We start from the raw sequence: 24,067 nt of genomic DNA, 5'->3' as shown, positions 1-24,067 counted from the left end.
CCCCGGGTCCGTCGCGTCCGGCGCGCGCGTCCCGCGTGGGGCTGCGTCGGGCCTGGACCGGGCCCGGATCGGGCCCGGCAGGTCGGGACCTTCGGCCGGTCCGGCGCGGGGGCCCGCGAGGATACGTTCGAGGTCCTGACGGCACCGCCGTCAGGAGGTCCGGACCGCCGGGCCGTCGTGGTCCGAAGGAGCCGCCGATGACCCGCCCCGGCCTCGTGGTCGCCGGACTGGACCGGCTGTCCGTCACGGACTGGCCCGGCCGACGGGTCGCCACCGTCCTCACCCAGGGCTGCCCGTGGCGCTGCGGCTACTGCCACCACCCGGGGCTGTGCGCGGTCGCCGCGCTCGGCGGCCCGCCGCCGCAGGACACAGTCCCCTGGTCCGAGGTCGTCGCGTTCCTCGCGCCGCGCCGCCGCCTGCTCGACGGCGTCGTGTTCTCGGGCGGCGAGCCCACCCTGCACCCCGGGCTGCTCGGCGCGATCGACGACGTGCGGGGCCTCGGCCTCGACGTCGGCCTCCACACGGCCGGCCCGTGGCCGGCGCGGCTCGCTCGGCTGCTGCCGTTCGTCGACTGGGTCGGCCTCGACATCAAGCACCTGCCGTCCCGCTACCCCGTCGTGACGGGCACGATCCCGTCGGGTCGGCGCGCGTTCGAGGCGCTGGCCGTGATCCTGCGCTCGGGCGTCGACCACGAGGTGCGCACGACCGTCGACCCGAGCGTCCACTCGCGCACCGAGCTCCTCGCGCTCGGCACGCACCTGCGCCGCCTCGGCGTGCGCGAGTGGGTGCTCCAGGAGGCCGTGCCCGACGGCGCGTCCCCCGCCTGGGCGCGCGGCCTCGCGGGCCGCCGCCTCACCGACGTGCTCGACGCGACCGACCTCGCCTGGGCGCGGCGGCGGGTCGCCGCCTGACGTCGCGCCGCGGGTGCGCGGGGTCGGGCCGCACGCGACGGCCCGATCGGGCGTGCCGGCGCCGCGCGAGCCCGCCCGTCAGACCGGGCGGACCGGCTGACGGAGCACGGTGCGCAACTTCGCGGAGTCGGTGCGCCGGACGTCGCTCAGGTAGATCTCGTGGTGCGGCCCGGCGAACGTGAGCCCGTTCTCGGGCAGGTAGACGTCGTGCAGCTCGGCGAGCACCGGGCCCTCGTCGTCGTACGGGCCGACGTGCAGCGTCTGCACCGACCGCCCCTCCGTGAGGCTCGTGCGGCGCACGAGGTCGAGCGCGACCGGCGGCTCCTTCTTCGCCCGGAGCGTCTCCGTGGCGGCGACCACCGTGTCCTCGTCCACCCAGTCGGGCTGGAGGACGAGGAGGGTCCACCGCCACGCGCCCTTCTCGCGGCGCACGAACGTGCCCGGGTCGTCGGCCGTCCACAGCCCCTCGAGCGGCCCGACGACGTAGTCCCGCCCCGCGCGCTTGCTCGCGAACTTCACGGCGTAGGACAGCGAGAACAGCGCCTCGACCGCCTGCGCGTAGGCCGACGCCGTGTTGGGGTCGCCCTCGCCGTCGACGGCGAGATAGGCCAGGGTCGGCACGTCCACCTCGACGAACCGGCCGCGGGGCGGCGCGTAGAGCTCGCGGTGGGACGCCTTGAGGTCGACCTTGTCCGACGGCATGGCCCGACGCTACCGGGCCCCTCCGACACGCGAGCGCGCCGCCGGACGGTCCGCGCACGATGCCCGCACGCCTGATATCCAGGACGGGTGACCTCACCGCCGCCCCACCCCCCGCACGACCCGCGGCACGGGTCCGCGTACGGCGGCCCCCCACCGGGGCCGCACCCCGCCTACCCGCCGCACCCCGGGCACCCGGGTCCCGGGTATCCGCCGCAGCCCGGGCACGCGGGGCACCCGGGGCTCGGGTATCCGGCACCGGGGTATGCACCGCCGCCCCCGCCGCCGGCGGCCGCCTTCACACCGAGGTACCGACGCACCGCCTGGGTGCTCATCTGGGTGCCGGTCGTCCTCATGGTCGTCGCGGGCGCGCTGAGCATCGGCCTGCTCGCCTACGCGGACAGCGACCCGTCGAACAACTCGGCCGCCGGCTACCTCGCGCTGATGATGTGGGCGGCGATGCTCGTCGTCGGGCCGCTCCTGCTCGGGGCGTTCGTGCCAGGCTGCGTGATGCTCGCGCGCTCGAACCGGGCACGGGCGCTCACGCAGGTCACCGGCTACCGGCCGCCGGCCTGACGACGGGCTCCGGGTCGGGCCGCGCGGCGGGTGGCGTCACGTAGTCGACGACCGCCCGCACGACGTCGGGGTCGCGCAGCAGCCGGTGGTGCCCGAGCCCGTCGGTCGTGAGCAGCTCGCCCTCGGGCCAGGCCGCCGCGAGCGCGGCACCCACGGGGTACGGGACCTCCTTGTCGGCGCGGTCGTGCACGACGAGCGCCGGCGGCACCGGGTGGGTGCGCAGCGTCTCGCGCACGTCGAGCTCGGGCAGCGGGCGCCCGGCCAGGTCGGAGAGCCGGCTCTGGAGGAGCTCGCGCGTCGGGCGCGACAGGCCCAGCAGGTCGGCGAACCCGTCGAGCTGGCCGAGGACGTCGGCGATCGCCGCGACGAGCACGAGACGCCCCGCGGGCAGGCCGTCGCGCACCGCGAGCACGGTCGTCGCCGTGCCGAGCGAGTGCCCGACGACGGCCGTCGCCTCCCCGTGCTCGCGCACCACCGCGGCGAGGGCGTCCGCGAGCTCGGGCATCGTGCTGCGCCGCGGACCGAGGCGGCCGGGCCCGGAGTCCCCGTGGCTCGGCGCGTCGAACGCGACGACGCGGTGGCCCGCGGCACGCAAGGGCTCGACGAACGCTCCGAGCTGGCCGCGCCGCCCGCCCCACCCGTGCGCGAGGTAGACGACGCCGGCCCCCGCCCCGTGCCCTGCGGTCCCGTCGGCCGCGTCGTCCGCGGAGGCGTGCGGGTCCCACGACTCGACGACGACCCGCGCGCCGGACGACGTCGTCACGGTGCTCAGCGCACCGGCGACGGCGCGGTCGTCGCGGCGACGACCCGCGCCGTCGGGCGGGGTGCACCACAGGTCGAGGGCGAGCCGGGCGGCACGCCGGGGCGACACCGTCTGGAGCACCGCGAACCGGGCGCGCACGAGCGCGAGTCGAGCCGCGGCCTTCCGACGACGCGCGGCGCGCCGTCGGTCCAGGCGAACGGTCGTGCTTTTCTCGGCTCGCGAGGTGGTCACGAGGATCCTCTCCGTCGGGATGGGTCGGGTGCGGGGCAGGTGCTCAGGCGACGGGCACGGGTGCGCGCGACCCGTCGAGGAGCGCCTCGAACGCGCGACGCGCCCGGTCCTCGGCCAGCGGGTCGGCCATGAAGACGTGCGCGTGGTGCAGCGCGAGCATCACCCCGTACAGCTCCGACGCGAACTGCTGGGGGTTTACGTCGTCGCGGAAGCCGCTCTCCGCGACGCACGTCCGGTAGACCTGCGCGACGGTGTCGTACAGGTCCTGGTGGTCGCGCACGAGCTGGTCGCGGACCGGCCCCTCCTGGGCGGCGAGCTCGGTCGCCGCCTTGACGAACAGGCAGCCGCCGGGCTGCTGCCGCAGGTCGCACACGAGCCAGCGCTCGAACAGCTCGCGCAGGCGGCGCTCGCCCCGGGGCGTGCGCAGCGCGGGCGCCACGACCGTGTCGACGAACTCCGCGCGCGCCTGGTCGAGCACCGCGAGCTGGAGCGACTCCTTGGAGCGGAAGTGCGCGTAGAGCCCGCTCTTCGACATGCCCGTGGCGCGCGCGAGCTCACCGATCGTCAGGCCCGAGAGGCCGACGCGGTACGCCGCCTCCACGCCGCGGTGCAGGATCGTCTGCCGCGTGTCGTCGCCCTTGGTCACCCGGCGAACGTAGCACGACCGTGCGGAAACCAAGAGAGTCGGCCGCCCGGCCGCGGCGTCACGCGACGCGCGGGAAACGACGAACGGCCCCACCCGTCGGGTGAGGCCGTTCCGCTGTGCGCCCGGAGGGATTCGAACCCCCAACCTTCTGATCCGTAGTCAGATGCTCTATCCGTTGAGCTACGGGCGCTGGTCGTGCTGGCCGTTGATCGCTCACCGGCCGTCGAGAACACTACCGCGTCCTCGCCCTGATCCCAAACCGGGTCCGGGCCCGGAGGCCGCGGCGTGACGGACGCCACGCCGTCCGACCCTCGCCGCACCGACGACGCCCCACGGTCCCCCCACGGTCGGACCCGGGCCGGGCGACGTCCCGTCCCCAGCCCGACGCGGCGGCACCGCTCCCCGGCGGACGATCGACGCATGACGTTCACCGGCCCCACTCCCGTCCCCGGCGGCTCGCCACTCGTCGCGAGCGCGCTCACCAAGGTCTACGGCTCCGCGCAGACCGCGACGCACGCCCTCGCGGGCGTGAGCCTCACGGTCCGTCCCGGGGAGTCGCTCGCGATCATGGGCCCGTCCGGGTCCGGCAAGACGACGCTCCTGCACTGCCTCGCGGGCATCATCACGCCGACGTCCGGCTCGGTGTCGTGGCGCGGCGAGGACGTCGCGACGCTCTCGGAGGCGCGGCGCACGATCCTGCGCCGCCAGGACTTCGGCTTCGTCTTCCAGTCGGGCCAGCTCCTGCCCGAGCTGCCCGCCGTCGAGAACGCGGCGCTGCCGCTCATGCTCGCCGGCACGGCCCGCGCGGAGGCCACCGCGGTCGCCGCCCGCTGGCTCGCCCACCTCGGCCTCGCCGGGATGGAGCAGCGCCGGCCGGGCGAGCTCTCCGGCGGGCAGGCGCAGCGCGTCGCGATCGCGCGCGCCCTCGTCGGGTCGCCGGGCGTCGTGTTCGCCGACGAGCCGACGGGCGCCCTCGACCAGTCGACCGGCGCGGAGGTGCTCGACGTCCTGACCCGCGCGACCCGCGACTCGGGTGCCGCGCTCGTCGTCGTGACGCACGACGCCGGGGTCGCGCGGCACTGCTCGCGCACGGTGACGATGCGCGACGGGCTCGTCTCCGGCGAGTTCTTCGCGCCCGGCCACGACGTCGCCGCCCCGGCCGTCCCCGGTCAGGAGAGCGCCCGATGAGGACCGTCGACCTCTGGTGGCTCCTGCGCCGCCGCAGCGCCGACGAGCGCGACCCGCAGGGCCTGACCAACGTGCTCGCCGTCATCGCGTTCGCCACGACCACCGCGATCCTGCTCGTCGTCGTGGGCGGGTTCGGGGCGTTCCTCGGCCGCGCGGGCGGGATCGAGGGCATGCAGGAGGGCGTGGACGCGGCCGTGACGTCCTACGACACGCAGTACCCGATCTTTGCCGGCATCGCCTCGCTCCTGCTGCTCATCCCGCTCGTGACGCTCGGCGGGGCGGCCGCGCGGCTCGCCGTCGCGCGCCGCGACGCGCGCCTCGCGGCGCTCAGGCTCGCAGGGGCGACGACTGGCCAGGTCACGTCCCTCACGGTGCTCGACGCCGCCGCCCAGGCCGTCACGGGCGCGCTCGTCGGCCTGGTCGGCTACGGCGCCCTCCTGCCGCTCGTCGCGCAGCTGCGCTTCCAGGGCCGCACGTTCGACGTCGGCGAGCTGTGGGTCGGCGTGCCCGCCCTGCTGGGCGCCGTCGTGCTCGTGGTCGCGGTCGCGCTCGTGTCGGCGCTCGTCAGCCTCCGGCGCGTCGCGATCACGCCGCTCGGCGTCGCCGCGCGCGTCACTCCCCCGGGCCTCAAGGCGGTGCGCCTGCTCGCGACCGGGCTCGCAGCCGTCGCGATGATCGTCGCGACCAACCTGTCGTTCGGCTCGGCCGCGGTCGGGATCACCGTCGTGGTCGTCATCCTGCTGATCGGCTTCGCGACGCTCAACCTCGTCGGGCCGTTCGTCATCTGGGTCGTCGGCAGGATCACCGCCGGCTCCGCACGCCGCGTGCCCACGCTGCTCGCCGGGCGGCGCATCGTGGACAACCCGAAGACCGCGTGGCGGTCCGTGGGCGGGGTCGCGCTCGCGACCTTCATCGCGGGTCTCGCGAGCATCTTCGCGCTCTTCGACCCGGGCATGGCGTCCGACCCCGCGGAGGCCCAGTTCCTCGTCGACATCAAGACGGGCGGCTTCCTCACCCTCGCCATCGCGGGCGTCCTTGCCGCCGTCTCGACAGGCGTCATGCAGGCGGGCCGGGTAATCGACCAGCGCGGCGAGTACCGCACGCTCGTCCTCGCGGGCACCGACCTGCGGACGCTCGACCGGGCGCGCTTCCGCGAGACGCTCGTGCCGCTCGTCGTGAGCGTGGGCGTCGCGACCGCGGCCGTGCTGCTGTTCATGGTGCCCGTCCTCGGCATCAACGCCTTCACGAACGCGAGCGTCGCCCTGCAGTTCCTGCTGTGCGTCCTGGGGGCGTCCGCGCTCGTGCTCGCCGGGGCGGGCGCGTCGCGGTTCGTCGTGCGGTCGGCGCTCGCGACGACCGGCACGGCGTAGGGCACGGCCCACGGCGCAGGGACGACGTCGGGGCGTCACGCAGGGCCGGTGACGGCACCGGGGCGGCTGGGGCTCGCCACGAGCCCGGCCGCCCCGCCCGCACGTCGGGCGGTGGAGGCCGCACGATCCCGGGCAACAGAAAAGGCCCCGGGTGCGAGCACACCGAGACCTTCCTGAGCGGAGACGGAGGGATTTGAACCCTCGAACGGGTTGCCCCGTTACCACCTTAGCAGGGTGGCGCACTAGACCTGACTATGCGACGTCTCCTCGCAGGACTCCGCGGAGAGCCTGCGTCGCCCAGGGTACAAGGGCGTCGCCACCAGACCAAACCGCCGGCCCGACGGCGTCCCCTCCTACCGCTCGAACGTCCACTCCCGGTCGGTGAGCATCCGCGCGACGGCGAGCCCGATCGCGAGTGCGACGATGACCAGGCCCGCCTCCACGGCGTAGGCGAGGGCCTGCGCCGTCGCCCCGGTGTTGAACTCGTACACCGCCCGGTACGCCGTGACGCCGGGGACCATGATGACCACGGCCGGGACGGACACCGTGATGCGGGGGACGCGCAGCGCGGGCGCCACCGTCGCCGCGAGGAGCCCCACGAGCAGCGCCGCCGCCGCGGCGGCCGCCTGCGGGACGACGTCGGCGTCGACGAGGAGCAGACGCCCCACGTTGGCGACCATCCCGATCGAGGCCGCCCCGAGCGCCATCGCCCAGGGGCTGTTGAACATCAGCGCGAAGCCGAGCACGCCGAGGAAGCTCGCGACCGCCCGCAGGCCGAACAGCACGGGCTCCGCGAGGGCCGGCGGCGGCACCGGGTCCGGGGCGAGCCCCGCGGCAGCCGAGACGCCCCACACCGCCAGCGCCGCCGACGCGAGGATCATCAGCGCGTACGTCACGCGCGCGACGCCCGCGGAGAAGTCGAGCTTCGCGAGGTCGAGCGCGCCCGTCACGAGCGCGAACCCGGGCACGAGGAACAGCACCGCCGAGACGTACCCCGCCTCGTGCCCGCCCTCGACCCCCGCGAGCGCGGAGAGCGCCAGCACGAGCCCGAGGTACGCGACGCTCGCGACCGCGGCCGCGAGCATCGTCACCCCGAACTGGTTGATGCCGCGGTGCAGCATCGCGCGCCGCACGCCCTGACCGAGCGCCGCCGCGACGAGCACCGCGCCGCACTCGACGAGCCCGCCGTGGTTGAGGAACGCGAACGCGGCGCACGCGATCCCCGCCCACAGCGCGTTGAGGAACGCCCCGTAGAGCGGCTCACGCCGCGCGATCCGGTCGAGCTCGGCGTCGACCTCGTCGAGGTCGGCCCCCGCCGGCAGCGTGGCCGAGAAGCGCTCGAGCTGCGCGAGCCGGTCGGCGTTGATCCCGATGGAGCGCACCTCGGTGAGCTCCGTGCGGAAGATCGGCCCCCGGTACGACGTCGCGGTGATCTCCGTGAGCGTCACGTGCGCGGCGATGCGGTCCAGGCCGAGCGCCCGGGCAGCGCGCGTCATGTGCGACTTCACGCGGTAGCTGCCGGTGCCCGCGGACAGCGCGAGACGACCGATCCGCAGCACGGTGCCCGACCGGCGGATGAGGTCGACGGGTTCGAGACCGGCTTCGTCGGCCGGGGAGGGCTCAGGCGTCACGACGCCATGATCCCGTACCGCCCCGGGCCCGGCACTCGCCGAAGGTCCCGGAACGCCCGGCCAGAGCCCCGCGTCGTCGTGACGTACCGTCTGCCCATGGCCGCCGACGTCCCCCGCACCGCCCCCGCCGACGCACCCGGGCGCGGAGGCCCGCACGTCCCGACCGACTTCGACGTGCTGATCGTCGGCTCGGGGTTCGGCGGGAGCGTCGCCGCCCTGCGCCTCACCGAGAAGGGCTATCGCGTCGGGGTCCTCGAGGCCGGCCGCCGCTTCGCCGACGAGGAGCTCCCCCGCACGTCGTGGCGTCTGCGGTCGTTCCTCTGGGCTCCCGCCCTCGGATGCTTCGGGATCCAGCGCATCCACCGCCTCCGCGACGTGCTCGTCCTCGCCGGCGCCGGTGTCGGCGGAGGCAGCCTCGTGTACGCGAACACGCTGTACGAGCCGCTCGACGACTTCTTCACGGACCCCGCCTGGGCCGGCGTCGCCGACTGGCGGGCCGAGCTGGCGCCCTGGTACGACCAGGCGCGCCGGATGCTCGGCGTCACCACCTACGCCGGACGTACCCCCGCGGACGACGTCATGGAGGACGTGGCCCGCGAGACCGGGGTGGGCGACACCTTCGTCAGAGCGCCGGTCGGTGTGTTCTTCGGCCGAGGCGGGACACCGGAGCCGGGCGTCACCGCCCCCGATCCCTACTTCGGCGGGGCCGGGCCCGAGCGACGCGGTTGCACCGAGTGCGGCGCGTGCATGACGGGGTGCCGGGTCGGGGCGAAGAACACGCTCGTGAAGAACTACCTCTATCTCGCCGAGGCCGGTGGCGCCCAGGTCCTGCCGCTCACGACCGTCACCGAGGTCCGTCCCGTGCCCGACGGCGCGGGCGGCGTCCTGCACGAGGTCCTCGCCCACCGCTCAGGGCGCCCCTGGGCAGGACGGCAGCGCTACACGGCACGCCACGTCGTGCTCTCCGCGGGGGCGCTGGGCACGCAGAGACTCCTCCACGCCATGCGGGACTCGGGACGCCTGCCGGGAGTCTCCGAGCGACTGGGACATCTCACGCGCACCAACTCCGAGGCCCTGCTCGGCGCCACGGTCCGGCGTCGCGACCACCTGCGGCGGCCCGACGCGCCCGACTACTCGCGCGGCGTCGCCATCACGTCGTCGTTCTACCCGGACACCCGGACCCACGTCGAGCCCGTGCGGTACGGGAAGGGGTCGGGCGCCATGGGGCTGCTCCAGACCGTCCTCACGGACGGTGGCCCGGGCAGGTGGCGCACCTGGCTGCGGGAGCTGTGGCGCCGACGTCGGGACCTGCCGGCGATGGCCGACCTGCGCGACTGGTCGTCGCGGACGATCATCGCGCTCGTCATGCAGAGCCACGACAACTCGCTCACGACCTCACTACGGCGAGGGCTCCTCGGCCGCAGGGTCCTCACCTCCCGCCAGGGACACGGCGCGCCCAACCCGACCTGGATCCCCGCCGGGAACGACGCCGCACGGCGCATGGCCCGGCGCATGGGCGGCATGCCGGGAGGGACCGTCGGCGAGCCCTTCGACGTCCCGATGACGGCTCACATCCTCGGCGGGTGCGCGATCGGCACCTCGCCGCGGACGGGCGTGATCGACCCGTACCACCGTGTCCACGGTCAGCCCGGCCTGCACGTCATGGACGGGTCCGCGGTGAGCGCGAACCTCGGGGTGAACCCGTCGCTCACGATCACGGCGCTCGCGGAACGGGCCTGTGCGCTCTGGCCCAACGCGGGCGAGAAGGACGTGCGCCCGCCGCTCGGCGCTGCGTACGCGGTGCTGGGCCCGGTCGCACCGCGGCACCCGCTGGTCCCGGCGCACGCCCCGGCGGCCCTGCGCCCGGCGCGCGTCAGGCCGGGACGGAGCACGGCTCCCGACCCGGCCTGACGGCACGACTGGCGGAGGGCGAGGGATTCGAACCCCCGGTGCGTTGCCGCACAACGGTTTTCAAGACCGTCACATTAGGCCGCTCTGTCAGCCCTCCCGGCGAGCCATTGTGGCACGCCCCGCCCCTGCACGACGACGGCGGGCCGACCCGTGGAGGGCGGCCCGCCGTCGTGCGTGGCGCGGGGTGCGGGAGCGGTCAGGCCGCGCCGCGGAGCTGGCGCATCGCGAGCTGGACGAGCGCGATGAGCGTCTGCTTCGTCGCCGCGCGCGAGCGCGCGTCCGTGTAGAGCATCGGCACGTGCGGCGGGATCTGCAGCGCCTCGCGGACGTCCTCGAGCTTGTGCTTGGCCACGCCGTCGAAGCAGTTGACGCCCACGACGAACGGGATGTTGCGCGACTCGAAGTAGTCGATCGCCGGGAAGCACTGCTCCAGGCGGTCGGTGTCGACGAGCACGACGGCGCCGATCGCGCCGCGGACCAGGTCGTCCCACATGAAGAGGAAGCGGTCCTGGCCCGGCGTGCCGAACAGGTAGAGCCACAGGTTGCCCGGCAGCGAGACGCGGCCGAAGTCCATCGCGACGGTCGTCGTCGTCTTGCGGTCGGACACGCCGCCCGCGTCGTCGACGCCCACCGAGTGCTCCGTCATCGCGGCCTCGGTGTTGAGCGGCTCCACGTCCGAGATCGAGCCGATGAACGTCGTCTTGCCGACGGCGAAGCCGCCCGCGACGACGATCTTCACGACCGTCGGCGCGGTCCGGGACGCCGCCGCGCCACCGGGCTGCGCCGCCGCGGCGGGCGGAGCCACGGGCGCTGCCGCGACCGGGCGCGCGGGGGCCGCCTGCTGCACCGGGGCGACCGGCTGAGCGGGCGCCTGCTGAGCAGGCGCCTGCTGAACGGGAGCCACGGGCTGCGCGGCAGCCAGGGGCTGCGGCGCGGTGCGCGGCTGGGCCGCGGCCTGCGCGACGGGAGCCGACGCAGGCTGCGCGGCGGCCGGGGACGGCTGCGCGGCGGCCGGAGCCGGGGCGGGCTGCGCGGCGGCCGGAGCAGGGGCGACCGGCTGCGGTGCGGCCGGAGCCGTCGCGGGCTGCGGTGCCACCGGCGCAACGGGCTGCGGTGCCGCCGGCTGCGGCGCCGCCGGAGCGACGGGCTGGGCCGCGGCCGGCTGCTGCGGTGCCGCAGGCTGGCCGGGCGTCGCCGGAGCCGCCTGGGTCGGCACGCCGACGGGGGCGCTCACCGGAGCCCACGCCGTCTGGCGCAGCGCCGGCTGACCGCCGGGCGCACCCCCGCTCGCCCCGGACGGCTGCCCTGCCTGCGGCCCGCTCCCCGAGCCGTCAGAGGGTGGAAATGCCATTGAGAACACTCTCCAAGACGCTCAGGGACAGACCCGAGTGGTTGCTGCCGTGACCCGTGTGGACGTTGAGCGGGGTCGACGTGTGGACGGTGATGTAGTTGTCCTCCTGCAGGTCCGCGACGAGCACCTTCGTCACGCCGAGCGGCAGGCGCAGGAGCGCGGAGAGCTCGGCGATCGAGACGTACGTGTGCGCGGCGTGCTGGAGGATCGAGCGCTTCTCGGGCGGCAGCCCGAAGCTGTTCACGGCACCCGGCATGACCTCGACGAGCGCCTCGAGCGGGAGGTCGGACGTGGCGGACCGCACGCGACCACCCGTCACCGCGTACGGGCGGACGGTCGCCGCCTCGTACCCGTCGTGGGCTCCCATGCTGCCGAAAGGTACGTTCGTCATCGATCAGTCCTCATCCCACCGGGGTTCGGGTCGCACCGTCGACCGGAAGGCTACCCCGCATCTCCGAGATGAGCTGCGGCGTCAGGGTCGCCTCCGTGCGCGAGACGAGGAGCGCCATCTCGTAGCCGATGAGGCCGATGTCGCAGTTCGCCTCGGCCACCACGCCCAGGACGGAGCCGTTCGACACGTTCATGAGGAACAGGAACCCGTTGTCCATCTCGATGATGGCCTGCCGGACGTTCCCGCCGTTGAGCTGGCGGGCCGCACCGCGGGTCAGGCTCGACATGCCCGAGACGATCGCGGCGAGCTGGTCACCGCTCGTCCGGTCGAGCTGGTCGGACATCGCCATGAGCAGGCCGTCCGCCGACACCACGAGCGTGTGCCGGCTGCCCGGTACGGTCCGCACGAAGTTGTCGAGCAGCCACCCGAAGTTCGTGGCCTCGGTGCTGAGCGCGTTCACTGTTCCTCCTCGTCAGTTGCCGCAGACGGCATGTCGTCACCGCGCCTGCGGCGCTGAATCAGGGACATAATCCATGGCCTCGGGGTTCCACGTCGAACTCGTCTCGTCCTGCCCCTCGACACGCCCGCGGGCGGTCGCCGACTGGAACGCCGACAGGCGCGCCCGCAACTGCTCCGGGTCGCGGTCGATCCGCGCCGTGAAGCGGTCGACGTACCCGTCGCGCTCCTCGCCGCGCGAGCGTCGCGCGAGGCCCGACGCCGCGGCGTCGACCTTGAGCGGCTGGTAGATGCCGTCGTTCGGGTCCGCCAAGGTCGCTTCCTGGAAATCGGTGCTGCCCTGCAGCAGGGTGGACATCTCCTCGTACAGCACCGCCGACGCCATCCAGTCCGACCGCGCCTCGACGGAGTCGGACACGTAGCCCGCGTCCAGCGGCTCGAGGGACTCCGCGACCGGGCGCCGGGCGAGCGGGCTCGGCGGACCGTAGCCCGACGCCGCGTCCCTGGCGGGAGCGGCGTCCCACGCGGCGGCGGGGGCCGGCTCGGGCGCGGACGGTCGGACCGCGGGGTACGGGTCGTCCTGGACCGGGGGGAGGCTCCGCGTCTCCTGCACCGGGGCCGCCGGCGCCTCGGGGGCGAAGGACGGCGTGGGCGCAGCAGGGAGGTCGGCGCGCGGCGCGAACGCGGACGTGCGTGCCGGCGCGCCCGGCTCCTGCCGCGCGGCCGGGGCCCCCTGGACCGGGGCGGGCGCCGCGGGCGCAGGTGCCACCGGGTTCGACGCCGCGGGTGCGGCCGCCGCCGGTGCCGGCGCCGGCGTCGAGACCGCCGGGCGCGAGGCGAGCGCCTCCGCCGAGGGGCCGGCGGGTCGCGTCGCCTGCGGCGTGGCGGTCGTCCGCGGACGACGCCCGAAGAGACCGCGCTTGCGCGCCTGGCTCTCGCGCAGCGATCGGCGCGTCGGGAGGTCGGCCATGAGCTCCTCGAAGCGCGGCAGCGCCTCGAACGAGAGCTCGGCGGGGATCTCTTCTGCGCCGTCCCCGGCACGACCCTCGGCCACGACAGGGACGTCCGTCGTCTGCTCCGGGGCGGAGGGCGCCACGGGCCGGACCTCGGTCGCGGCCTGGCTCCGGTCGGCGAGCGGCGCGCGCTCGGCCGCGGGCTGCTCGGGCTGCACCGCCACGGGCGGGACGACGCGGGTCGCGTCGAGCGGCTCGTCGGCGAACGACGACGGCGCCCAGCCCGCAGACGCGGTCTCCTGGGCAGGCTCGGGCTCCCACGCCTGCTCGGCGGGCTGCTCCGGGGTCCACGCCTGCTCGGCGGGCTGCTCCGGGGTCCACGCCTGCTCGGCGGGCTGCTCCGGGGTCCACGTCTGCTCGGCGGGCTGCTCCGGGGTCCACGTCTGCTCGGCGGGCTGCTCCGGGGTCCAGGCCTGCTCGGGCGCCCAGGCCTGCTCCGTGCCCGTCGCCGCGCTCGCGGCGGCCGGCTGCTCCGCGACCTCCGGCGGGGTCCAGACGACCTCGTGGTGGACGGCGGCCTCGGCCGTCGGCACGTCGCTCACCAGCGGGATGTCGGTCGCCGTGACGTCCGGCGCGACCGGCAGCTCGACCGGGTTCTCGGTGACCGGCCGCTCGCCCACGGGGCGGAAGCTCGAGAAGAGCGCGCTGCGGGTGCTGACGTCGAGCACCGGGATCTCGGCCGAGACGGGCTCGACCGGGGTCGTGGCGGCACGGGACCGGCTCGGGAGCGCCGACGCGGCGGGAGCCACCTCCGCGGGCGGGGTCCAGGCCTCGTCCGCGGCGGGCAGCTCGTCCGGGAGTGCCGGGGTCGCGAGCGGCGGGAGCACGATCGCGCCCGTCTGCGGGCCCGACGCGAACGACGCGCTGGGCGCGGCCGCCGCCGGGTCGACCGTGCGGGAGCGACGGCGCGGCATGCCCGTCTGCGTGGTCCCGTCGGTGAGCGCGTCGAGGTCGACCGGCACGGCGGCGGGGGCCTCGGGCTCCACGGCCGCGACGGACGCCGTCGGGGCGGGGGCGGGAGCGGCGGGCTCGGCGGGGAGCGCCGGCATCACGCCCGTGCTCGTGAGCTGCTGCGCGGCGGCCTGGGTGCTCGTCTCCAGCGGGTCCGTCGGCTGCGGGAGCGGGACGTTCGAGTCGGGGACGAAGAGGACCGCCGGGAAGGACACGACGACCTCGGTGCCCTGCTCGTCGCCCCCGGCGCTGAAGCGGACCTTGGCGCCGAGCCGCTCCGAGAGGCGGCCGACCACGAACAGGCCCAGGCGCTGGGCGCCGACGACGTCCGAGGCCGCGTGCGTCGCGACCTTGCGGTTCGCCTCCGCGATCTCCTCGGCCGTCATGCCCAGACCGTGGTCCCGGACGGTGATGTGCACGAAGTCCGCGTCACGGCCGGTGGTGACCTCGACGGGCGTGTGCGGCTCCGAGAACATCGTCGCGTTCTCGAGGAGCTCGGCGAGCAGGTGCGCCGCGTTGAGCGCGTTGTGCCCCAGCATGAGCGGGTCGACGACGAGGTTGAGGCGCACCCGGTCGTACAGCTCGATCTCGGAGGACGCGGTGCGGATGACGTCGGAGGCCGGCATCGGCTGGCGCACCCGACGGCCCGAGTCGATGCCGGCGAGCACGAGCAGCGACTCGGCGTTGCGGCGCATCCGGGTCGCGAGGTGGTCGAGGCGGAAGAGGTTGGACAGCGTGCCCGCGTCCTCCTCGGAGCGCTCGAGGTCGTCGAGGAACGCGAGCTGACGGTTGAGGAGCACCTGGTCGCGGCGGGCCACGTTGACGAACATCTCGGCGATCGAGCCACGCAGCGCGGCCTGCTCGCGGGCGACCTTGATCGTCGTCTGGTTCACGTCGTTGAACGCGGTCGCGAGCTGGCCGACCTCGTCGCTGGACTCGACGGTGATCGGCGCGAGGTCGATGCCCGGGCCCTGGCCAGGCACGGCGACCTGCTCGACGAGCTTGGGGAGCTGGTCACGGACGTCCTCGGCGGCGTCGGTGAGGCGCCGCAGCGGGTTGACGATCGCGCGCGCGATGAAGCCCGCCACGAGGATCGAGGCGACGACCGCGGCGAGCGTCACGAGGATGGTGATCACGGCGCGGGTCGTGGCGGCCCCCGCGAGGTCCGAGGCCTTCTCCGCGGTCTCCGTGCGCACGGCGTCGCGCACGGGGGCGGTCTGGTCGCGGTCCTCCTGCGAGAGGGTCGGCCACTGCGCTGCCTGGCTGGGCGGGGTGGCTGCCGGGCGCGATCCGATGAGGTTCTCCCGGATCTGGTTGTAGGTCGCGGTCGGCGTCTCGAGGCGGAACTCCCCCGGCAGCTGGCGGACCGCGGCGCGTGTCCGACCGGCGAGTGTATTACCGGTGGTGATGAGGACGGCGGCCTGCTGGTTGGTGGTGTCGCTCTGCTGCCCCGCCTGCGCGGCCTGGAGCACCGCTCCGGCCAGCGGCTGCTCGAGCGCCTGCTGGGCGAGCAGCTCGTCGAGGAGCACGTAGGTGTCGAGGTACTGCGCGAGGCTGCGGTCGGGAGTGGTGTCCGCGAGCGTGCGCGGCACGTCCAGCGCCGCGTCGATGAGGTCGCCGTACAACGAGTTGCGCTGCAGCTGGCCGAGACCGGACCGGTCGATCGCCTGGCGGACACCGGTGAGCTCGGACCGGTCACCGATCGTGTCGGCCATGGCCTTGCGCACGCGGGGGTCGAGCGCCGACGTGTTGAGCCGCTCGTACGCGCGGTCGCGCGCGTCGAGCGCGCGGTCGGTCTTCTCGCGCTGCGCCATCATCTGCGCCTCGGCCTCCTCGGCCGTGTCGCGCGTGCTGTTGGCGTCGAGGAACGAGTACGTGCGCTCGGCCGCGATCTCCGTCCCGGCCGCGTCCTGCGCCGCGAGCGCCGCGACGAGCGCGCTCGTCTGGCTCGCGTCGCGCGCGGTCCCGATGGCCTGGGCCGAGATGATCGCCGCGGCGGCGAAGAGGACGAGGACGGGCACCGCGAGTGCCGCAAGGATCTTCCCGCGGACGCTCAACCTGCGGAGCATACGAACCTGCCTCCATCACCTGGTCCACCCGTTCGGCGGCATGGTCGACGCGCGTGGCAGCGGCGCCTCCCGGGCTCGCTCCCCGGTCGTGCGTACTAACTATCGGTGCACTTCCCCCGGACACCTAATCCGCGAGGAGCACGAACGATCGCCCTCGTCACGCGGTGCCCCCGTCGGTGATCCGGCGCCTCCCGGGCCCTCCGCGTAGTCTCGGCGAGATGCGAGGCGTCACGATATCGGGCCCCGGTGGCCCTGAGAAACTAACGGTTTCCACGCTCCCTGACCAGACCCCTGGGCCGGACGAGCTCGTGGTCGACGTCGCTTCCGCTGGCGTGAACCGTGCTGACCTGCTACAACGCGCTGGATCCTACCCTCCCCCGCCCGGCGCACCCGACTGGCCGGGCCTCGAGGTCTCGGGCACGGTGGTCCGCGTCGGGGACGCGGTGTCGGGCTGGTCGGTCGGCGACCGGGTGGTCGCGCTGCTCGACGGCGGCGGGTACGCGGAGCAGGTACGGGTGCGCGCGACGCAGGTGCTCCCCGTCCCCGACGGCGTCGACCTCGTGGACGCGGCCGCCCTCCCCGAGGCGGTGTGCACCGTCTGGAGCAACGTGGTCGACGTGGGCCGCCTGGCGCCCGGCGAGTGGCTGCTCGTGCACGGCGGATCGGGCGGCGTCGGGACGGTGGGCGTCCAGCTCGGTGCGGCGCTGGGGGCGCACGTCGCGGTGACCGCGGGCGGTCGCGACCGCGCCGACCTGTGCCTGGCGCTCGGGGCGAGCCTCGCCGTCGACCACCGCGCGGAGGACTTCGTCGCCGCGGTGCGGGACGCGTCGGGCGGCCACGGCGCGGACGTGGTGCTCGACGTCGTCGGCGCGGCCTACCTGCCGCGCAACCTCGAGGTCCTCGCCACGGGCGGGCGCCTCGTCGTCATCGGCATGCAGAAGGGCCGACGCGCGGAGCTCGACCTCGGCCTCCTCCTCGCCCGGCGCGCCACGGTGGCCGGCACGACGCTGCGGGCCCGCCCGCCGCACGAGAAGGCGCGCATCGTGCACGAGGTGCTGACGCACGTCTGGCCGCTGGTGGAGGACGGCCGGGTGCGGCCGGTCGTGCACGCGCGCCTGCCGCTCGACGAGGCGGCGCGCGCGCACGAGCTGCTCGACTCGGGCGAGGTGTTCGGCAAGGTGCTGCTCGTCCCGTGACGGCGGGTCGCGCCCGTCGGTGCGCGCGGGGGTGGCACGCGCAAGACTGGACCCATGGCTGACGAACCGCGCGACCCCCGTCCCGACGAGCCCACCGCTCCCGACCCCGCGGCGACCGCGCAGGGCGACGACGAGCCCGGCCGTTCCACCGTGGTCATGCCCGACGGCACGGGGGTGAGCGTCGTCGAGAGCGACGACTCGACCGACCCCGACCGCAACCCGGCGACCGTCATCGAGGAGCCGGCCAAGGTCATGCGCATCGGCGGCATGATCAAGAAGCTCCTCGACGAGGTGCGCGACGCCCCGCTCGACGAGGCGGCGCGCTCGCGGCTCGCGGAGATCCACGAGCGGTCCCTCACGGAGCTCGAGGAGGGCCTCTCGCCGGACCTCGTCGAGGAGCTGCACCGCATCACGCTGCCGTTCTCGGACGACAGCGTCCCGACGGACGCGGAGCTCCGCGTCGCGCAGGCGCAGCTCGTGGGCTGGCTCGAGGGGCTGTTCCACGGCATCCAGACGGCGCTCGTCGCGCAGCAGATGGCCGCGCAGGCGCAGCTCTCGCAGATGCGCCGGGCCCTCCCGCCCGGCTCGCTGCCGCCCATGGGCCCCGGTGCGCCCGGCGGGATGCCGGGGCAGCAGCCGCGCCCGGACGAGCACGACGGCCGCCCCTCGCCCGGCCAGTACCTCTGAGGTCCGGGCCCGCTCAGGCGGGCGGGGGGTCGGTCGGCAGCACGTCGTCCGGCTCCCCGCGCCCGCGCGCGCCCGGGCGCGCGGCGGTCATGGCGATCGCCCCGGAGACGAGCACGAGGCCGACCAGCTCCAGGGGGCTCGGGACCTGCCGGAGCACGACGGCGCCCACGACGGCCGCCGTCGCCGGGAGCAGCGCGAGGAGCACCGAGAACGTCGCCGCGCTGACGCGGCGCAGGATCACCTGCTCGAGCGCGTAGGGCACGACGGACGAGAACAGCGCGATCCCCACGACGGCCAGGGCGTGCCGCCAGTCGCCGAGCACCGGGACGGCATCCGGCGCGAGGAACGGCGCGAACGCGAGCGCGCCCACGGTCATCCCGACCGCGAGCGACGTGACGCCCGAGCCCCCCACGGCGACCCGGCGGCCGAGCACGATGTACGCCGCCCAGCACGCGGCGGCGACGGCGATCGCCGCGAGGCCGAGCACGGCGTCGCCGTGCGGGAGGTCGGACCCCACCGTCACGCCGGCGAGCAGCACGACCCCGGCCGCCGCGACCGCGATGGCGCCGCGCTCGCGCCAGCCGCTGCCGGTGACCGCCGCGACCGCGACCGGGCCGAGGAACTCGATCGCGACGGCGGTGCCGAGCGGGAGGTGGTCGATCGCGACGTAGAACGCGAGGTTCATCGCGGCGAGCGCGGCCCCGAAGACCGCGGCCCACGCGAGGTCGTGCCGCGTCCAGCGGCGCCGCCACGGGCGGCGCCAGGCCAGCAGGAGCAGCGCGGAGGCCGCGATGCGCAGCCACCCCACCTCGACCGCCCCGGCGACGGCGAACAGCCCGACGGCGATCGCCGCGCCCAGGTACTGCGTGAGGCCCGAGACGACGAACAGGGCCGGTGCCGGGACGCGGTCGAGGGCGGCGGTTCGGGTGGGCACCGACCGACTCTACGACCGCGCCCGCCCGGAGACGTCGCACGCCGGTCGTGCGACGGCGGCCCGCCCGCCGTGCGGGACGGGCCGCCGCCACCGGCTCGCCGCGGCCGGCGTCAGCCCTTGACCGAGCCGGCGAGCAGGCCGCGCACGAAGTACCGCTGGAGCGCGAGGAACACGACCACGGGCACGACCATGGAGATGAACGCGCCCGCCGGGAGCAGGTGCCAGCTCGCGCCGCGCGAGCCGGACAGCTCGGCGAGCCGCACCGTGATCGGTGCGGTGTCCTGGCCGGACGCGAACGTCAGCGCGACGAGCAGGTCGTTCCACACCCAGAGGAACTGGAAGATGCCGAACGCCGCGATGGCGGGGACGAGGAGCGGCATGAGGACCTGGAAGAAGATCTTCACGTGCCCCGCGCCGTCGACGCGGGCGGCCTCGACGAGCTCGCGCGGGATGTCCTTCATGAAGTTGTGCAGCAGGAAGATCGCGAGCGGCAGCGCGAAGATCGAGTGCGACAGCCACACGGGCCAGAACGAGCCGTCGATCCCCCAGTCCACGTACTGGGTGAGCAGCGGGACGAGCGTGACCTGGATGGGCACGATCTGGAGCGCGAAGACCGCGACGAACAGCAGGTTGCGGCCCTTGAAGTTCACCCACGCGAACGCGTACGCGGCGAGCGACGCGAGCGTGATCGGGATGATCACCGCGGGCAGCGTGATGACGAGGGAGTTGACGAAGTACGTCGCGAAGCTCGTCGAGCCGCCGAACAGCGCGTCCGTGTAGTTGTCGACCGTGAACTCGGGGTTCGCGAACGCCTCCCACCACCCCGACCGGCGGATCTCGCGCGGCGGCCGGAACGACGTGACGAGGAGCCCGAACGTCGGGATCGTCCACAGGACGGCGAGCACGATCGCGATGATCGACGCCGGCCGCGAGGAGACCTTGCGGCGCACCTTGTCGGCGCGCGCGTCGAGGCCGGCGACGACGCCCTTGCCGCTGCCCTCCTCGACGGTCTCGTCGACGAGCGGGGCGTCGGGCACGGAGGCGGACAGTGGGGTGCTCATCGGATCTCCTCCGCCTGCTTCAGCTGCCGCACGTTGTACACGATGATCGGGATGACGAGCACGAAGAGGATGACGGCGAGCGCGGCGCCCAGACCCTGCTCGCCCTGGCGCAGCGCCTGCGTGTAGAACTCGTTCGCCACCACCGACGTCTCGAACCGGCCGCCCGTCATCGTGCGGACGATGTCGAAGACCTTGAGCGTGCCGATGGCGATCGTCGTGAGGACGACGACGAGGGCCGGGCGGATGCTCGGCACCGTGATGTAGCGGAACATCCGCATGCCGCCGACGCCGTCGAGCCGGGCCGCCTCGACGATGTCGTCCGGGATGGCGCGGATCGCGGCGGCGAGGATCGTCATGGCGAACCCGGCCTGGATCCAGATCATCACGAGGATGAGGAAGAACGTGTTCGCCGGCGCGCTGAGCAGGAACTGCTGCGGCTCCAGTCCGAGCCACACGAGGACCTGGTTGAACAGGCCGATCTGCGGCTGGCTGGCCGGCTTGTACTCGTACATGAACTTCCAGATGATGCCCGCGCCGACCATGGAGATCGCCATGGGCAGGAAGATCAGGGTCTTCGCGAGCTTCTCGAAGCGGGACCGGTCGACGACGACCGCGTACACCAGCCCGAGGAACGTCGAGACGAGCGGGACGACGATGACCCAGATCGCGGTGTTGCGCAGGACGATCTGGAACTCGTCCCGCGTGAACGCGGTGACGTAGTTGTCGAGCCCGACGAACGCGGAGCCCGTGCGGTTGTAGAACGAGTCGCGGATGGTGCGCAGCCCCGGGTACAGCAGGCCGAACGCGAGCATGACGACCGCGGGCCCGGCGAACGCGATCGCGACGACCCAGCCGGGCACGCGCTTCGGCCGGTCGACGAGGAAGAGGATCAGACCCATGACGACGACGAAGAGCAGGATCGCGACGACCATCACCGCGAGCTTGCCCCCCGTCCCGGAGGGTTCGAGCAACCAGTCCATGTGAGGCTCCTGAGGTGGCCGGCGGCGGCCGGGACGACGAGGTGGACGACGAGGGGCGGTCGCCCGAGGGCGGGCCGCCCGGGTCCGGCCCGGGCGACCCGCCCCCGGGTCGACGCGCGGGCCCGGGGCCCGACGACGTGGCTCGCGCCGCGCCGTCAGCCCCCGGGCCGCCCGCAGGTCAGGACGTCGGCCAGGACGCCTCGATGGCGTCGAGCACGGCCTGGTCGGACTTGTCGCTCGCGATCCACTCGGTCATCTCGGACCAGAACGAGCCGGCGCCGACGGCGGCGGGCATCATGTCCGAGCCGTCGAAGCGGAACGTGTAGCTCTCGTCCGTGAGCAGCTCGTACGCCTGCTGGTCCATCGGCGACTGCAGCAGCTCGGGGTCGAGGCCGTTGTTGGCGCTGATCCAGCCCTGCGGGGTCACGCTCGCCTTGGCGTTGGACCACTCGGGGCTCGACAGGTACGCGTGGAAGGCCTGGACCTCGGGACGGTCGTTGAACGCCGCGACGAACTCGCCGCCACCGAGCAGCGGCTTGTCGTCGGCCGACTCGCCCGGCAGGTAGAACGCCCACACGTCGCCGTCCTCGGCCACCTCGAGGTCGGGGTCGAGGGTCGTCCAGTTCGCCTGGTAGAACGTGGCCTGGCGGTGCATGTAGCACAGGCCGTCGATGATCGGGTACCCGCCCTCGGTGAACTCGGTCGTCGCGATGCTGCTCACGTCGCCCAGGCCGCCGTTGACGTAGTCCTCGTTCTTCAGCACGTCGCCGACCGCGGCGAGGGCCGTCGCGATCTGCGGGTCGTTGAACGGGATCTCGTGGTTGACCCACTGGTCGTAGACGTCAGGGCCGGCCGTGCGCAGGACGACGTCCTCCATCCAGTCGGTGGCCGGCCAGCCGGTCGCCTCGCCGGACGCGATGCCGGCGCACCAGGGCTTGACGTCGCCCTCCGGGTTGTCGGCGACGATCTGGTCGGAGAGCTCCATGAGCTCGTCCCACGTCGTCGGGACCTCGTAGCCCGCCTCCTCGAACATGGACGGCGAGTACCAGACGAACGACTTCACGTTCGCGCCGAGCGGCGTCGCGTAGAGCGTGCCGTCGACGGTGCCGTAGTCCTTCCAGGACTCGGTGTAGTACTGGTCGACGTTGGCCGCGGCCTGGTCGCCGACCGGCTGGATCGCGTCGGGGAAGTCCGCGACGATGCGGCGCAGGAGGCCGGGCTGCGGCAGGTACGCGATGTCGGGCGCGCTGCCGGACTGGATGCGGACGGGGAGCTGGGCCTCGAACTCCTTGGAGCCCTCGTACTCGATCGTCGCGCCGGTGCACTCCTCGAACGGCTCGTACGACGCCTGCTGCTGCTCGGCCTCGGTGTCGACGATCGTCGAGTAGACCGAGACGGTCTTGCCGGACAGGTCGCCGTACTGCTCGAAGTCGGCGCAGTCCACCTCGGCGCTGGGCGACTCGTCGTCGCCCCCGCCGCCGCCCCCGCTGCTGCACGCCCCGAGCACGAGCGCGAGGCTCGCGCCGCCGGCGGCGACCGCCAGCGTGCGGCGACGCGCCGCGCTGGTCCTCGTGGTCCTGGTCATCTCAGCCTCCACCTCGTCGTGGGTCCGGACGCCGTCACCCCGGTCCGGTGAGGACCGGGCGCATCGCGACGTCGCGAGCGCGGGTGCGCTCTCGCCCTCCCCCCATGCAAGCGGTTGCATCCTCGGGGTGCAAGCACAGCGGAGGTGAGTTTGCGTAACGATTCCGTCACGCGCGGCGGGTGCGCGCTCTCTCGGGGCCCGGACGGCTGGCCGCGCTCCCACACGGTGCGCGCGCACGGGCGTCCCGGCGTGGACCGGGGACGCGGCCGGGCCTACGCGCCCGAGGCGAGCGGCGCCGTCGACCCGCGCCGGACGAGCTCCGTCGGGTACGTCAGGCTCTCGGGGACGGGGGCACCGTTGATCATGTCGAGCAGCAGGAGCGCCGCGTCGAAGCCCTGCTGGTAGGCGTCCTGCGCGATCGTGGTCAGGCCGACGAGCTCGCCGAGGTCGTGGCCGTCCACGCCCACGACGGACAGGTCCTCCGGCACGCGCCGGCCGAGGTCGCGCGCCGCGAGGATCGCGCCCATCGCCATCTCGTCCGACGCCGCGAACACCGCGGTCACGTCCGGGCGGCGGCGCAGCAGCTCCGCGGTCGACTCGCGGCCGCCCGCGACGTCGAAGTCGCCGTTCACCTCCAGGTCCGGCTGCACGACGACACCCGCCTCCTCGAGCGCGCGCACGTACCCCCGCGCGCGCTCCACGGGCGGGGACCACGACGACACCAGGTCCGGCACCCCCGTCACGTGCCCGATCACCCGGTGCCCGAGGTCCAGCAGGTGGCGCGTCGCCGCGCGCCCGGTCGCGACGTCGTCGAGCCGGACCGTCACCTGCTCCGCCGGCCCGGACCCCACGAACGCCAGCGGGCGCGCCAGCCCGACGAGCGAGCGCACCTCGTCGTCGTCCAGCGGCAGCCCGACGACGAGCGTCCCGTCCACGCGGTGGCGCAGCACGCTCGGGTCGACCCGGCGGCGCGACGACGTGCGCCGGACGTCGAACGTGTAGAGCAGGACGTCGTAGCCGAGGTCGCGCAGGGCGCGCTCGGCGCCCTCGATGACGTTGGCGAAGAACCACCGGTTCACCCACGGGGTCAGCACGCCGATCGTCCGGGTCCGCCCCGTGGCCAGGGACGACGCCGACGGCGTGGGCACGTACCCGAGCCGCGCCGCCTCCGCGAGCACCCGCAGGCGCGTCGCCTCGGAGACGTTCGGCAGGCCGCGCAGGGCGCGCGAGACGGTCGCCGTGGACACCCCGGCGGCCTGGGCGACGTCGTCGATACCTGCCACGACGGGTGATGCTGCCACGCCGGGACGGAGCCTGGCGAGGCGCCGTGCCGCATCGTGAGCAGATCGATGCAAGCGCTTGCTCCCGCGGGGACCGATATCGTGGTCGGGCCCGCCCTCGGCACCGCTCGGCACGCCCGAGCCCGCCGCGCCGTCGTCGGGCACCACCACCTGCGAACCGGAAGGA

At 74.5% G+C, this 24,067-nt stretch carries 20 protein-coding genes and 3 tRNA genes; 7 read left to right on the top strand and 16 right to left on the bottom strand.

What is annotated here, in order from left to right; all coding sequences use genetic code 11:
• Positions 1 to 197 precede the first annotated feature (197 nt).
• Entirely contained in the window at positions 198 to 911 is a 714-nt protein-coding gene (locus RSE42_RS02405) for an anaerobic ribonucleoside-triphosphate reductase activating protein (protein WP_043657556.1), read from the top strand.
• Between the two features lie 78 nt (positions 912 to 989).
• Here the strand turns inward: RSE42_RS02405 and RSE42_RS02400 are convergent, their stop codons facing one another.
• The gene (locus RSE42_RS02400) at positions 990 to 1,613 is read right to left on the bottom strand and encodes a GyrI-like domain-containing protein (RefSeq protein WP_415297781.1); all 624 of its coding nucleotides are present in this window, start codon (positions 1,611 to 1,613) and stop codon (positions 990 to 992) included.
• A gap of 324 nt (positions 1,614 to 1,937) precedes the next feature.
• Between RSE42_RS02400 and RSE42_RS02395 the strand changes: the two genes are divergently transcribed.
• Positions 1,938 to 2,186, top strand: a complete 249-nt coding sequence (locus RSE42_RS02395) for a hypothetical protein (RefSeq protein ID WP_051028388.1) — start codon at positions 1,938 to 1,940, stop codon at positions 2,184 to 2,186.
• Here the strand turns inward: RSE42_RS02395 and RSE42_RS02390 are convergent.
• The 3 genes from RSE42_RS02390 to RSE42_RS02380 form a co-directional block, all read right to left on the bottom strand.
• Positions 2,161 to 3,087 (bottom strand): alpha/beta fold hydrolase, encoded by a 927-nt coding sequence (locus tag RSE42_RS02390; protein ID WP_285678225.1) that lies wholly within the window; start codon positions 3,085 to 3,087, stop codon positions 2,161 to 2,163. The genes RSE42_RS02395 and RSE42_RS02390 overlap by 26 nt on opposite strands.
• Before the next feature lie 136 nt (positions 3,088 to 3,223).
• Positions 3,224 to 3,826, bottom strand: a complete 603-nt coding sequence (locus RSE42_RS02385; protein ID WP_409141246.1) for a TetR/AcrR family transcriptional regulator — start codon at positions 3,824 to 3,826, stop codon at positions 3,224 to 3,226.
• Between the two features lie 117 nt (positions 3,827 to 3,943).
• Positions 3,944 to 4,016, bottom strand: a tRNA-Arg gene (locus tag RSE42_RS02380).
• Positions 4,017 to 4,246: 230 nt separating this feature from the next.
• Here RSE42_RS02380 and RSE42_RS02375 point away from each other — a divergent pair.
• Positions 4,247 to 5,014 (top strand): ABC transporter ATP-binding protein, encoded by a 768-nt coding sequence (locus RSE42_RS02375; RefSeq protein WP_085386678.1) that lies wholly within the window; start codon positions 4,247 to 4,249, stop codon positions 5,012 to 5,014.
• On the top strand, positions 5,011 to 6,384 hold the full coding sequence (locus RSE42_RS02370) for a hypothetical protein (RefSeq protein ID WP_415297780.1): 1,374 nt from the start codon (positions 5,011 to 5,013) through the stop codon (positions 6,382 to 6,384). Before RSE42_RS02375 ends, RSE42_RS02370 begins: the two co-directional genes overlap by 4 nt.
• Before the next feature lie 178 nt (positions 6,385 to 6,562).
• Here the strand turns inward: RSE42_RS02370 and RSE42_RS02365 are convergent.
• Together RSE42_RS02365 and RSE42_RS02360 are read right to left on the bottom strand one after the other, a co-directional pair.
• Positions 6,563 to 6,651, bottom strand: a tRNA-Ser gene (locus tag RSE42_RS02365).
• An 86-nt stretch (positions 6,652 to 6,737) separates the two neighbouring features.
• Positions 6,738 to 8,015: a threonine/serine ThrE exporter family protein gene (locus RSE42_RS02360; protein WP_415297779.1), complete on the bottom strand. Its 1,278-nt coding sequence runs from the start codon at positions 8,013 to 8,015 to the stop codon at positions 6,738 to 6,740.
• Between the two features lie 96 nt (positions 8,016 to 8,111).
• Between RSE42_RS02360 and RSE42_RS02355 the strand changes: the two genes are divergently transcribed.
• The gene (locus RSE42_RS02355; protein ID WP_415297778.1) at positions 8,112 to 9,926 is read left to right on the top strand and encodes a GMC oxidoreductase; all 1,815 of its coding nucleotides are present in this window, start codon (positions 8,112 to 8,114) and stop codon (positions 9,924 to 9,926) included.
• A 9-nt stretch (positions 9,927 to 9,935) separates the two neighbouring features.
• Here RSE42_RS02355 and RSE42_RS02350 read toward each other — a convergent pair.
• The 5 genes from RSE42_RS02350 to RSE42_RS02330 all read right to left on the bottom strand — a co-directional run bounded on the left by RSE42_RS02350 (position 9,936) and on the right by RSE42_RS02330 (position 16,145).
• Positions 9,936 to 10,023: transfer RNA gene (locus RSE42_RS02350), tRNA-Ser, on the bottom strand.
• 99 nt (positions 10,024 to 10,122) lie between these two features.
• Entirely contained in the window at positions 10,123 to 10,731 is a 609-nt protein-coding gene (locus tag RSE42_RS02345) for a GTP-binding protein (RefSeq protein WP_043657559.1), read from the bottom strand.
• A gap of 526 nt (positions 10,732 to 11,257) precedes the next feature.
• Complete coding sequence (locus RSE42_RS02340) at positions 11,258 to 11,668, bottom strand: DUF742 domain-containing protein (protein WP_021483501.1); 411 nt, start codon at positions 11,666 to 11,668, stop codon at positions 11,258 to 11,260.
• Positions 11,669 to 11,678: 10 nt separating this feature from the next.
• Positions 11,679 to 12,128 carry a roadblock/LC7 domain-containing protein gene (locus RSE42_RS02335; protein WP_021483502.1) on the bottom strand — a complete coding sequence of 150 codons (450 nt, stop codon included), beginning with the start codon at positions 12,126 to 12,128 and terminating at the stop codon, positions 11,679 to 11,681.
• Positions 12,129 to 12,164: 36 nt separating this feature from the next.
• Positions 12,165 to 16,145, bottom strand: coding sequence for an ATP-binding protein (locus RSE42_RS02330; protein ID WP_415297777.1), 3,981 nt, complete (start codon positions 16,143 to 16,145; stop codon positions 12,165 to 12,167).
• Positions 16,146 to 16,375: 230 nt separating this feature from the next.
• Between RSE42_RS02330 and RSE42_RS02325 the strand changes: the two genes are divergently transcribed.
• On the top strand, positions 16,376 to 17,353 hold the full coding sequence (locus tag RSE42_RS02325; RefSeq protein ID WP_415297776.1) for an NAD(P)H-quinone oxidoreductase: 978 nt from the start codon (positions 16,376 to 16,378) through the stop codon (positions 17,351 to 17,353).
• Positions 17,354 to 17,407: 54 nt separating this feature from the next.
• On the top strand, positions 17,408 to 18,040 hold the full coding sequence (locus RSE42_RS02320; RefSeq protein WP_043655284.1) for a bacterial proteasome activator family protein: 633 nt from the start codon (positions 17,408 to 17,410) through the stop codon (positions 18,038 to 18,040).
• A gap of 13 nt (positions 18,041 to 18,053) precedes the next feature.
• On the opposite strand, the gene RSE42_RS02315 is transcribed toward RSE42_RS02320, so the two are convergent.
• The 5 genes from RSE42_RS02315 to RSE42_RS02295 all read right to left on the bottom strand — a co-directional run bounded on the left by RSE42_RS02315 (position 18,054) and on the right by RSE42_RS02295 (position 23,901).
• Positions 18,054 to 18,974 carry an EamA family transporter gene (locus RSE42_RS02315; protein WP_415297775.1) on the bottom strand — a complete coding sequence of 307 codons (921 nt, stop codon included), beginning with the start codon at positions 18,972 to 18,974 and terminating at the stop codon, positions 18,054 to 18,056.
• Between the two features lie 110 nt (positions 18,975 to 19,084).
• Positions 19,085 to 20,035 carry a carbohydrate ABC transporter permease gene (locus RSE42_RS02310; RefSeq protein ID WP_021483010.1) on the bottom strand — a complete coding sequence of 317 codons (951 nt, stop codon included), beginning with the start codon at positions 20,033 to 20,035 and terminating at the stop codon, positions 19,085 to 19,087.
• Complete coding sequence (locus RSE42_RS02305) at positions 20,032 to 21,015, bottom strand: carbohydrate ABC transporter permease (RefSeq protein ID WP_034652574.1); 984 nt, start codon at positions 21,013 to 21,015, stop codon at positions 20,032 to 20,034. Before RSE42_RS02305 ends, RSE42_RS02310 begins: the two co-directional genes overlap by 4 nt.
• Positions 21,016 to 21,193: 178 nt before the next feature.
• Complete coding sequence (locus RSE42_RS02300; RefSeq protein ID WP_043655287.1) at positions 21,194 to 22,600, bottom strand: ABC transporter substrate-binding protein; 1,407 nt, start codon at positions 22,598 to 22,600, stop codon at positions 21,194 to 21,196.
• A 272-nt stretch (positions 22,601 to 22,872) separates the two neighbouring features.
• Positions 22,873 to 23,901 (bottom strand): LacI family DNA-binding transcriptional regulator, encoded by a 1,029-nt coding sequence (locus RSE42_RS02295; protein ID WP_415297774.1) that lies wholly within the window; start codon positions 23,899 to 23,901, stop codon positions 22,873 to 22,875.
• Positions 23,902 to 24,067: the final 166 nt, after the last annotated feature.

This window comes from Cellulosimicrobium sp. SJTW-1, from assembly GCF_047716875.1.
GTDB classification, from domain to species: Bacteria; Actinomycetota; Actinomycetes; order Actinomycetales; family Cellulomonadaceae; genus Cellulosimicrobium; species Cellulosimicrobium funkei.
This window is presented reverse-complemented; position numbering and strand designations above follow the sequence as displayed.

Excerpts from the sequence above, each read along its gene's own strand:
- RSE42_RS02405 (WP_043657556.1), top strand. The coding sequence starts at position 198 with ATGACCCGCCCCGGCCTCGTGGTCGCCGGACTGGACCGGCTGTCCGTC.
- RSE42_RS02400 (WP_415297781.1), bottom strand. The coding sequence starts at position 1,613 with ATGCCGTCGGACAAGGTCGACCTCAAGGCGTCCCACCGCGAGCTCTAC.
- RSE42_RS02375 (WP_085386678.1), top strand. The coding sequence starts at position 4,247 with ATGACGTTCACCGGCCCCACTCCCGTCCCCGGCGGCTCGCCACTCGTC.
- RSE42_RS02370 (WP_415297780.1), top strand. The coding sequence starts at position 5,011 with ATGAGGACCGTCGACCTCTGGTGGCTCCTGCGCCGCCGCAGCGCCGAC.
- RSE42_RS02355 (WP_415297778.1), top strand. The coding sequence starts at position 8,112 with ATGGCCGCCGACGTCCCCCGCACCGCCCCCGCCGACGCACCCGGGCGC.
- RSE42_RS02340 (WP_021483501.1), bottom strand. The coding sequence starts at position 11,668 with ATGACGAACGTACCTTTCGGCAGCATGGGAGCCCACGACGGGTACGAG.
- RSE42_RS02325 (WP_415297776.1), top strand. The coding sequence starts at position 16,376 with ATGCGAGGCGTCACGATATCGGGCCCCGGTGGCCCTGAGAAACTAACG.
- RSE42_RS02320 (WP_043655284.1), top strand. The coding sequence starts at position 17,408 with ATGGCTGACGAACCGCGCGACCCCCGTCCCGACGAGCCCACCGCTCCC.
- RSE42_RS02310 (WP_021483010.1), bottom strand. The coding sequence starts at position 20,035 with ATGAGCACCCCACTGTCCGCCTCCGTGCCCGACGCCCCGCTCGTCGAC.
- RSE42_RS02305 (WP_034652574.1), bottom strand. The coding sequence starts at position 21,015 with ATGGACTGGTTGCTCGAACCCTCCGGGACGGGGGGCAAGCTCGCGGTG.
- RSE42_RS02300 (WP_043655287.1), bottom strand. The coding sequence starts at position 22,600 with ATGACCAGGACCACGAGGACCAGCGCGGCGCGTCGCCGCACGCTGGCG.